The following is a 9,461-nucleotide window of genomic DNA, read 5'->3' on the forward strand; positions in this document are numbered from 1 at the left end:
CCAGGAGTTTTGACGTTGTTCCGTTTCTTCGAAAGCCGGCTTCCCCCCTACCCCGCTGCAGAGCCGCACTTGCCTCCCAAGGCCTTTTTGGCTTTTGTGTGGGACGGCACCCGTGGCCTGCGTGGCTACGTGGCCGCCATGGCAGGTTTGTCCGCAGCCATTGCCATTTACGAAGCCCTGCTGTTTGCCGTGTTGGGCGTGGTGGTGGACTGGATCTCCACGTCCGCGTCTCCGGGCACGCTATGGGCCGAACGCAAAGCGGCGCTGATCGGCATCACTGCGCTGCTGCTGGTATCGGTGGTGCTGGTCGCCTTGCAGACCAGCATCAAGCACCAGGTGCTGGCCATCAACTTTCCGCTGCGGCTGCGCTGGAACTTTCACCGGCTGATGCTGGGCCAGAGCATGGCGTTCTACGCCGACGAGTTTGCGGGCCGCATCACCACCAAGATCATGCAGACCGCGCTGGCCGTGCGCGACATGATCTTCACGACCACCGACGTGGTGATTGGCATGGGCATCTACCTGGTGACCATCCTTGTGCTGCTGGCCGGGTTTGACGCGCGGCTGCTGCTGCCGTTTGCCGCGTGGATGGGGGCCTATGGCCTGGCCTGCTGGTACTTTGTGCCGCGCCTGGGCCAGGTGGGCAAGGCACAGGCCGACGCGCGCTCGGTGATGACCGGGCGCATCACCGACGCATACACCAACATTGCCACCGTCAAGCTGTTCTCGCACACGCGGCGCGAATCCGAATTCGCCCGTGCCGCCATGGACGCGTTCAAGCTGACCGGCTATGCGCAGATGCGCCTGGTGAGCCTGTTCGAGATCGTCAACCAGCTGCTGGTGGTGGCCATGATTCTCGGCGCGTGCGGCACGGCCCTGTGGCTATGGTCGGCCGGCGAGGTGGGGGCGGGTGCCGTGGCGGCTGTCACCGCGATGACGCTGCGCGTATCGGGCCACGCGCACTGGGTGATGTGGGAGATGACCACCCTGTTTGAAAGCGTGGGCACCATTCAGGACGGCATCAACACGCTGACCCGACCGCGTGCCGTGATCGATGCCCCCGACGCCAAGCCCCTGGTCGTGACCCAGGGCGAGGTACGCTTTGAGGACATGAGCTTTGCCTACGGCAGCGGCCCCGATGCCCGTCCGGTCATCGACCGCCTCAACCTCACCATCCGCCCCGGCGAGAAGATCGGCCTGATTGGCCGCTCGGGCGCGGGCAAGTCCACGCTGGTCAACCTGCTGCTGCGCTTTCACGATGTGCAGTCGGGCCGCATTCTCATCGATGGGCAGGACATTGCCCAAGTCACCCAGGACAGCCTGCGCCGCCACATCGGCATGGTCACGCAGGACACCTCGCTGCTGCACCGCTCCATGCGCGACAACATCCTGTACGGCCGCCCCGATGCCAGCGAGGCCGACCTGCACCAGGCGGCCGCGCGTGCAGAGGCCGCAGACTTCATCGCCACACTCACCGACCTGCAGGGCCGCACCGGCTACGACGCCCATGTGGGCGAACGCGGCGTCAAGCTCTCGGGTGGCCAGCGCCAGCGTGTGGCCATTGCACGCGTGATGCTGAAAGACGCGCCCATCCTGCTGCTGGACGAAGCCACCAGCGCGCTCGACTCCGAGGTGGAAGCGGCCATCCAGCAAAGCCTGGACGGCTTGATGCAGGGCAAGACGGTGATCGCCATTGCCCACCGCCTGTCCACCATTGCCGCCATGGACCGCCTCATCGTGATGGACGCGGGCCGCATTGTGGAAGAAGGCACACACGCCCAGCTGCTGGGCCAGGGCGGCGTGTATGCCCGGCTGTGGGGCCACCAGAGCGGCGGGTTCCTGGGCGAATCGGAAGAAGACTGAATCGGCGAGGACGGATACGAGCCGCCTGGGCGACACGCTGTCGCGCACGCGGCTGTGCGGCGGGTGTGTTGCCCCTACGGTGGTGGGTTTCAACCACCGGATGGAATCGCACCGATGATCAAAGTCACCGCCGTTTACCGCTGGCGTGAAGGCGCCACCTTCAACCACGACTACTACCACTCCGAGCACATGCGCATCGCCCGCGCAGCATTGCAGCCGCTGGGCCTGGTGCGGCTGGAGAGCGACCGTGTTCTCTACCCTGGCGAGCCGCGCCCGGGCCAGATCGTGGCGCTGACCAACGCATTTTTCAGCGACCTGAAGCAGGCCCAGACGGCCGCCAAAGCGACGATGGCCGAACTGTCGGCCGACATTCCCAACTACACCAACATCCAGCCCGAGTCATACTTTGCGCAGGCGTTGGAGCACCCTGTAACCGCCTGACGGCCTCGTGGGTTTGCGGTGGGCGACCCACCCCTACCCACGTTCACGCAAGGCCTTGAACAGCAGGCCCAGGCACACGCCCATGCCCAGCAAGGGGATGGCGGCCAGCACCGCCACCACGGCACGCGCCAGGGGCGACCAGTCAAAGTCGCGCGCCGTGCGCCACGCGCCCAACGCGGCGATCAGGCCCAGAACCAGCATGCCCATGCGGAAGCTGGCTCCGGGTTTGAAGAAAGCCATCAGCAATGCCCCGTTGGCCACACCAATGCCCAGCGCCGCATGGCCCAGGTGCCATGCAAACGTGGAGGTGGAGCGTCCATAGCGGGCATCTTCATGGGCATCGCCCTCGTCGCCCTCTTCGCTGCGATGCGTCGGGCCTGTGCGGCTGCGCGATGGGCTGGGCGCCTGCGAACGCGGAATCTGTGGCTCTGGCGGCCTGGCTGTACCTGGCGACGGCGGGGCGCCATCACCCCGCCCCCATTCGCCTGCGGACAGGCCGGCCGCTGCCGCGATACCCGCCGCCCCGATGGCCGCCCCAACCGGCGCCGGCAGGTTCGGTGCGAGTCCCCGCTCTTGCAGCACGGCACGCAGCCGCCCCGGCTCGCGCAGTGCCATCACCAGCGCCCGCACGGGCCCCTGCTCTTGCGGCTTGATGCGCAGGTCGGCCACCTGCATGGTGGTACCCCGCGTGTTGGCCAGCATGAACAACGCCTTGGCCACCAGGGCATCTTTGGGGCCGCCCTTGCCGCTTTCGATGAAGGTGCCCAGGTTGTAGGTGGCGTCGGCGTGGCCTGCCTCGGCCGCCTGGGCATACCAGGCGCGGGCCTGGGCCAGGTTCACGGGGCCGCCATAGCGGCCATGCTCGTCGCTGGTGCCCAGGTGGAACGCGGCGTGCGGATCGCCCTCGCGGGCGTACCAGCCCGGCAGGTCGCGCAGGGGGTTGCCAGTCCACACCAGGGGTGCTGCGGCACCTGGTGCGGACGAATCCGCAGCCATGGGCGCCAGGCTGAGGCCGCCGGGCGATTCAGAGGCTTCCTGGGCCTGTTTCTTTTGCTGCGCCCGCTGCCGCTGCTCTTGCGCAGCGGCGTTCCACTTGGCGGCTTGCTGCGCGTCCGCCGGTCCACCCCAGCCGCGCTCGAACATCACGGCCAAAAGGCGTTTGGCAGGTTCATGGTCCCAGTCCGCCGCGCGCTGGCACCAGGAGCGTGCGTTCTCGTAGTTGGGCTGCTCCCAGCCGATCACGGTCTCCAGCGCCTGCAGAAACGCGGCCACCTCGTGGCCCTGGGCCGCTGCGGGCTCGAGTGCGTCTGCCGCTTCGATGCGCTTGCGCGAGTACAAAGCCAGTTGCTCGCTGCGGGCCACGGTGTCATCCACCGCCTTGCGCTCTTCGTCCACGATCTGCAGCAGTGGCTCGCCCGGGGCGGCCTTCAGCCGGACCATCAGGGCCTGGATGCGGGCCTTGGCCTTGTCCAGAAAGCGCTCGTAGAAGGCTTGGGCGTCCTTGCGGGTCTCTGCATCGTGCGCACCCATGAGCTGCAGGGCAGCCGCCAGATCGAAATGCCTGCGCTGGCCCATGGTCCCAAATCGCAAGGCCCGGCCCAGCGCGTACAGCGCATGCGGGTTACCCCGCGCGGCCCAGCGCCGGTACTCGGCCCAGGCCCTGGCGTCATCGCCCGCCTGCGGCGCCCGTGCTGCGTGGCGCACCTGCAGATCGGGCTCTTCCGGGGCATCGCCGTTGGCCAGGTAGTGCACGCCGCTTTGCGGGTCATACAGGTTCAGGCCCAGGCGGGCCGCCTGCTCCCAGCCATCGTCAAACGGAGGCCCCCAGTCCGGAAAGCGGGTGTTGATGCCCACGCCAAAGGTCGGATCGGTGATGTCTGGGCCGCCCAAGTAGATGTCCCAGAACCCGGGAAAGCGCGGCTCGACGGCCTGGGCCCACGCTGCGTACTTGGGGTTCATCGGCACCTGGGGGCCTGCCTCCACGCGCTCGTACTGCGCGTCCGCCTCGGCCTTGGTCGTGGGCCACGGCCAATCGGCGGGCTTTTCCCAGATCTGGATGGTGTAGCTCACGAATCCCTCCTCAGATGCCGCTCGGATGCGGCTTGTTGTGGGTGTTGACGTTCGTCAATTGCGAGCGAATTCTAGAAGCGCACCCCGCTCGCCTGCATCGCAGGCACTTCTCTGTTTTGTCCAGTGATGTGCCAGCACCACAGCCGGATAACTCTCCCGCTTTTTGGGTAAAAATGGGCTGTAGCGCCCGTAATTCATGCCCAATTAGCTCTTTTTTTTATAGCAAATCATGTCCACACCACCCCTTTCTGCCATGGCCCTCGCCATGCCTGTGCCCAATGGCGAGCAGCTCAAGGCCGCGCGCGTTGCGGCCGGGCTCAGCCAGGCGCAAGCCGCCGAACTCATGGGCTACCCGCTGCAGACCGGCAGCCGGGGCGGCGTGCAATCGCGCACCTGGCAGGCGCTGGAGAGCATGACCGACGAGCGCAACATGCAGGGGCCGGTGTTTGCGATGTTTTTGTTGCTCACCGGGCAGCATCCAGATCTCGTGCTCGCACATCGCTCGCCATCGACGGACGCCCCCGCGAGCGCGCCAGCGCCCAACCCGCAATAAAAAAGGCGGAACGGCCCAAAGGCAGTTCCGCCAAGTCTCTACAGGAAGAAAACAGGATCGGCCGGGCGATCAGTCCACCTTGATATTGGCCGCCTTGATGACCTGCGCCCATTTGTCCACTTCGGCCTTCTGGAACGTGGCGATCTGGGCCACGCTCATGTCGGCAGGCTCCATGCCAAAACCTTTGAGGCGGGTCTGCATGTCGGGCTGGGCGAGGATCTTGCGGATCTCGTCGTGCAGGCGGCTCACCACCGGGGTGGGCGTGCCCGCCGGCACAAAAATCGCCTGCCAGGACTGCACCTCAAAGTCCTTGAGTTCGGCCACGCCGGACTCCGCCACCGTGGGCACGTCGGGCATGGAGGCCAGGCGCTTGGGCGACGTGACGGCAATGGCGCGCAGCTTGCCGCTCTGGATGTGGGGGGCAGCGACCACGGTGGTATCGAACATCATGTCCACCTGGCCGCTGATCACGTCCTGGATGGCGGGGCCGCTGCCCTTGTAGGGGATGTGCGTAAACTTCACGCCCGACTTGTAGGCCAGCAGTTCCACCGCCAGATGCTGTGAGCTGCCCGTCCCGGCGGACGCAGACGACAGGCCGCCCTGCTTGCCCTTGGCGGCCGTCAGCACGTCTTTCAGGGTTTTATAAGGGCTGTTGGCCGACACCACCAGCACCACCGGGTTGGTGCCGATCAGCGTGACGGGGCTGAACGACTTGATGGGGTCGTAGCCCAGCTTGGGGTACAGGCTGATGTTGATGGCATGCGAGCTGACCGTGCCACCCAGCAGCGTGAAGCCATCCGGGGCCGAGCGCGCGGCAGCCTCCGAGCCGATGCTGCCTGCCGCACCGCCCTTGTTCTCCACCACCACCGTCGTGCCCAGGGCTGTGCCGAGTTGCTGGCCGATCAGACGGGCCAGGGTGTCGGTGGTGCCACCGGCGGCAAAGGGCACCACGTAGCTGATGGCCTTGCCGGTGGGCCAGGTGGTCTGGGCCATGGCGGGCAGCGCCATCAGCGCGCCTGCAGCTGCCAGCGCTGCGGATTGGACCAGGGTTCTGCGTTGCATGTGTTTGTCTCCTAGGGGCAATGAAAAAAGGGGGCAAGGAGCGAGGGCGCATGCGGAGGCCGTGTTGTCGGTGCAGCCTGTGAACGCACGCCCTTACCCGCTCAGGGCATATCGACGATCTCGATCCAGTTGGGGTTCTTGCCCACCGGAACGCGGGTGGGCGCACCGGGAAGGCCTGTCGCGGGGTCAATGGGGTGCAGTGCGACGTGGTGCGACTCCTGTCCAGCAGCGATCAGGAAGCGGCCAGACGCGTCCACTGCAAAACCGCGCGGCGTCTTTTCGGTGGGCACATGCCCCAGGGGCTGCAGCTGCCCGGTGGCGACATCGACGCGAAATGCGCTCAGCGTGCTGGACGTGCGCTCCGACGCATACAGCGTGCGGCCATCGGGCGATAGGTGAATGTCGGCGGCCCAGGGCTTGCCCGCAAAACCTGCGGGCAACGCCGTGGTGCGCTGCAGCGGGCGCAGCGTGCCACGCTCCTTGTCGTAGGCCATCACATGCACGGCTGCATCCAGTTCGTCCAGCAGATACAGGTGGCGCTGGTCGCCGCTCCAGACAAAGTGGCGGGGGCCGGACTTTTCGGGCGCCACGGGGGTCAGCGCGGGCTCGTGGGCGGTGAGCTTGCCGGTCTCTGCATCAAACTTCCAGGCCGAGAGGTGGTCGCCACCCAGGCTGGTAGCAAAGACATAGCGGTTGGCTGCGTCCGCGTGGATGGCGTGCGCGTTGGGCGCAGTGGGGATGAGCTGCTGCACCGCTCCCACGACACCGTCCTTGCCAATGCTGTTGACCGTGATCTTGTGTCCGGGGTAGGAGGCTGCGAACAGCCAGCGCCCGGTGGCGTCGGTGTCGATATTGGCCATGCTGTCGGCCAACGGCGCCTCGCCCAGCTTGCGCAGCTTGCCGCTCACTGGGTCAATGGCCAGGCTGACCACCCGAAACGGCTGTGAGCGCAATGCCACGTAGAGCACGCGCTTGTCCGGGCTGACGGCCATGGGCATGGCAGCGCCGCCCAGTGCCGTGGTGTCCACGGTCTTGAGCGTCCCGGCGGCGCGGTCCAGCTCCAGCACCGACACATCCTGGCTGTCTGCATTGGCCACGTACACCCAGGTGGCTGCCTGTACCGCCTGTACGCCCAGCGCGGTTGCAGCGGCCAGCATCACGGGCGCGACGCGGTGATGGATACGAAATGGGATGGTCATGCTCGGTCCCCTGGTAGTGCCTTCGGCTGGACTGCGACTCTGAAGCGCGCCCGCCAGTGAGGCTGTGGTGGTTCTGCTGCGCCCGGAGACGCCATTCGCAGGGCGTTCCATTGCTGCAGCATCGTGTGATTGTGATATGTCGTCATACAACAAGTAGTGCATTCTGACCCATCTTTAGCGCTGACGGAGAAAGGGATTACCCGAGGTCAAGCACAACCTTGAAGCACCCGCCAGTCAACAATCTCTGGATTTTTTTGGGCCAGAAATCTCAGTACAAACCCTGAAATTCCCCTAAACATGCACTGAATGACACCGGCATGGATTGCATATTTTTCGATCTAGTTGTACGATGACTAACAACACAAACACACGGAGACATTCCATGAGCCTGCAACGTCGCGCAATTCTTCTGGCCTGCACTGCCGCTCTGGCGGCAGCTTCTGCCACGGCCCAGACCGCTGAATGGCCTGCCAAGACACTGCGCATCGTGGTGCCCTACCCACCAGGCGGCAGCTCGGACATCATTGCGCGCTCGATCAGCCAGGCGCTGTCCGAATCGCTCAAGCAGAGCGTGATCGTCGAGAACAAGCCCGGCGCCAATGGCAACCTGGGTGCCGACTTTGTGGCCAAAGCCGAGCCCGATGGCTACACCATGCTGCTGTGTGATGTGGGCGCGCTGGCGATCAGCCCCTCGGTCTACACCAAGCTGTCTTTCGACCCCTCCAAAGACCTGCGCGGTGTGACCATGCTGGCCTACTCACCCCACCTGCTGGTGGTGCACCCCTCGGTGCCGGTCAACAACCTCAAGGAGCTGATCGCCTACTCCAAGAAGAACGAGCTGAACTTTGCCGTGACGGCCACCGGCAGCGCTCCCCACCTTGCCGGCGTGGCGCTGGAGCGCGCTAGCGGCGCACGCTGGCAGTACATCCCCTACAAGGGCGGCGTCACCGCGATTCAGGACACCGTGGCGGGCCAGACCCAGGTGCTGATGAACGGCATGCTGGCCACCCTGCCCCAGGTACAAAACGGCAAGCTCAAGGTGCTGGGCGTTTCCAAGTCCACCCGCATGCCGCTGATCGGTGACGTGCCCACGATTGCCGAGCAAGGTGTGGCCGGCTACGAGTCGGGCACCTGGCAAGGCGTGCTGCTGCCACGCGGCACACCCGATGCGGTCGTGCAAAAGCTCAACAAGGCGCTCATCACTGCCATCCGCGCACCCGAGATCCGCTCGCGCCTGGCCGGCCAGGGCGCCGAAGTGGTGACCATGACCTCCACCGAACAGGACCAGTTCTTCGCCAAAGAACGCGCGCGCTGGGCCAGCGTGGTGAAGGCCGCCAACATCAAGCTCGACTGAGCGCCACAGACACCCGTTTCATTCACCATCCTCTCCCGCTGCAATGACCATGACCCCGCAAGAACTCAAAACCATCATGGGCTCCGGCCTGCTCTCGTTCCCCATCACCGACTTCGACGAGCAGGGCAACTTCCGCCCCAAGACCTACATCGAGCGCCTGGAGTGGCTCGCCCCCTACGGCGCCAGCGCCCTGTTTGCCGCCGGTGGCACGGGTGAGTACTTCTCGCTCTCGGGCCCCGAATACAGCGAGGTCATCAAGACGGCCGTGGATACCTGCCGGGGCAAGGTGCCGATCATTGCCGGGGCCGGTGGCCCCACCCGCACGGCCATTGCCCATGCCCAGGAGGCCGAGCGCCTGGGCGCCCATGGCATCCTGCTGTTGCCGCATTACCTGACCGAAGCTGGCCAGGAAGGCCTGATCGCCCATGTGGAGCAGGTCTGCAAGAGCGTGAAGTTCGGTGTGATCGTCTACAACCGCGACCGCACCAAGCTGACGGCCGAGTCCCTGGCCATCCTGGCCGAGCGTTGTCCGAACCTGGTGGGGTTCAAGGACGGTGTGGGCAACATCGAGACCATGTCTTCCATCTACATGAAGATGGGGGACCGCTTCTCGTACCTGGGCGGTCTGCCCACGGCGGAGGTGTATGCCGCTGCCTACAAGGCGCTGGGCACCCCGGTGTATTCGTCGGCGGTGTTCAACTTCATCCCCAAGACGGCGATGGAGTTCTACCAGGCGGTGGCCAGCGATGACACGGCCACGCAGCACCGGCTGCTCAAGTCGTTCTTCATGCCGTACCTGGCCATCCGCAACCGGGTGGAGGGCTATGGCGTGTCGATCATCAAGGCGGGGGCGCGCATCGTGGGCCATGACGGCGGGCCGGTGCGGGCGCCGCTGACGGACCTCAAGCCCCATGAGATG

Annotated in this window: 8 protein-coding genes; 5 read left to right on the forward strand and 3 right to left on the reverse strand. The window is 65.7% G+C overall.

What is annotated here, in order from left to right; all coding sequences use genetic code 11:
* Window positions 1-15 precede the first annotated feature (15 nt).
* Complete coding sequence (locus ACTJKQ_RS04505) at window positions 16-1,863, forward strand: ABC transporter ATP-binding protein (RefSeq protein WP_440596148.1); 1,848 nt, start codon at window positions 16-18, stop codon at window positions 1,861-1,863.
* A 114-nt stretch (window positions 1,864-1,977) separates the two neighbouring features.
* Window positions 1,978-2,304, forward strand: coding sequence for an EthD family reductase (locus ACTJKQ_RS04510; protein WP_436075232.1), 327 nt, complete (start codon window positions 1,978-1,980; stop codon window positions 2,302-2,304).
* Window positions 2,305-2,337: 33 nt separating this feature from the next.
* Here ACTJKQ_RS04510 and ACTJKQ_RS04515 read toward each other — a convergent pair whose 3' ends face one another.
* Window positions 2,338-4,374 carry a tetratricopeptide repeat protein gene (locus tag ACTJKQ_RS04515; RefSeq protein ID WP_440596149.1) on the reverse strand — a complete coding sequence of 679 codons (2,037 nt, stop codon included), beginning with the start codon at window positions 4,372-4,374 and terminating at the stop codon, window positions 2,338-2,340.
* Between the two features lie 229 nt (window positions 4,375-4,603).
* Between ACTJKQ_RS04515 and ACTJKQ_RS04520 the strand changes: the two genes are divergently transcribed.
* Window positions 4,604-4,927: a helix-turn-helix domain-containing protein gene (locus ACTJKQ_RS04520; protein ID WP_108497760.1), complete on the forward strand. Its 324-nt coding sequence runs from the start codon at window positions 4,604-4,606 to the stop codon at window positions 4,925-4,927.
* A 69-nt stretch (window positions 4,928-4,996) separates the two neighbouring features.
* On the opposite strand, the gene ACTJKQ_RS04525 is transcribed toward ACTJKQ_RS04520, so the two are convergent.
* Both ACTJKQ_RS04525 and ACTJKQ_RS04530 read right to left on the reverse strand, forming a co-directional pair.
* A complete protein-coding gene (locus ACTJKQ_RS04525) occupies window positions 4,997-5,989 on the reverse strand; it encodes a Bug family tripartite tricarboxylate transporter substrate binding protein (protein WP_056644750.1) in 993 nt (330 codons plus the stop codon).
* 101 nt (window positions 5,990-6,090) lie between these two features.
* Complete coding sequence (locus tag ACTJKQ_RS04530; RefSeq protein ID WP_440596150.1) at window positions 6,091-7,188, reverse strand: lactonase family protein; 1,098 nt, start codon at window positions 7,186-7,188, stop codon at window positions 6,091-6,093.
* A 382-nt stretch (window positions 7,189-7,570) separates the two neighbouring features.
* Here ACTJKQ_RS04530 and ACTJKQ_RS04535 point away from each other — a divergent pair, with 382 nt between their 5' ends.
* Complete coding sequence (locus ACTJKQ_RS04535; RefSeq protein WP_056062533.1) at window positions 7,571-8,542, forward strand: Bug family tripartite tricarboxylate transporter substrate binding protein; 972 nt, start codon at window positions 7,571-7,573, stop codon at window positions 8,540-8,542.
* A 49-nt stretch (window positions 8,543-8,591) separates the two neighbouring features.
* Window positions 8,592-9,461 (forward strand): 5-dehydro-4-deoxyglucarate dehydratase (gene kdgD, locus ACTJKQ_RS04540; RefSeq protein WP_440596151.1); only part of this gene is annotated, 870 nt, incomplete at its 3' end.

Origin of the sequence: Acidovorax sp. 22279, assembly GCF_052045435.1 — a bacterium.
Taxonomy (GTDB): domain Bacteria; phylum Pseudomonadota; class Gammaproteobacteria; order Burkholderiales; family Burkholderiaceae_C; genus Acidovorax; species Acidovorax delafieldii.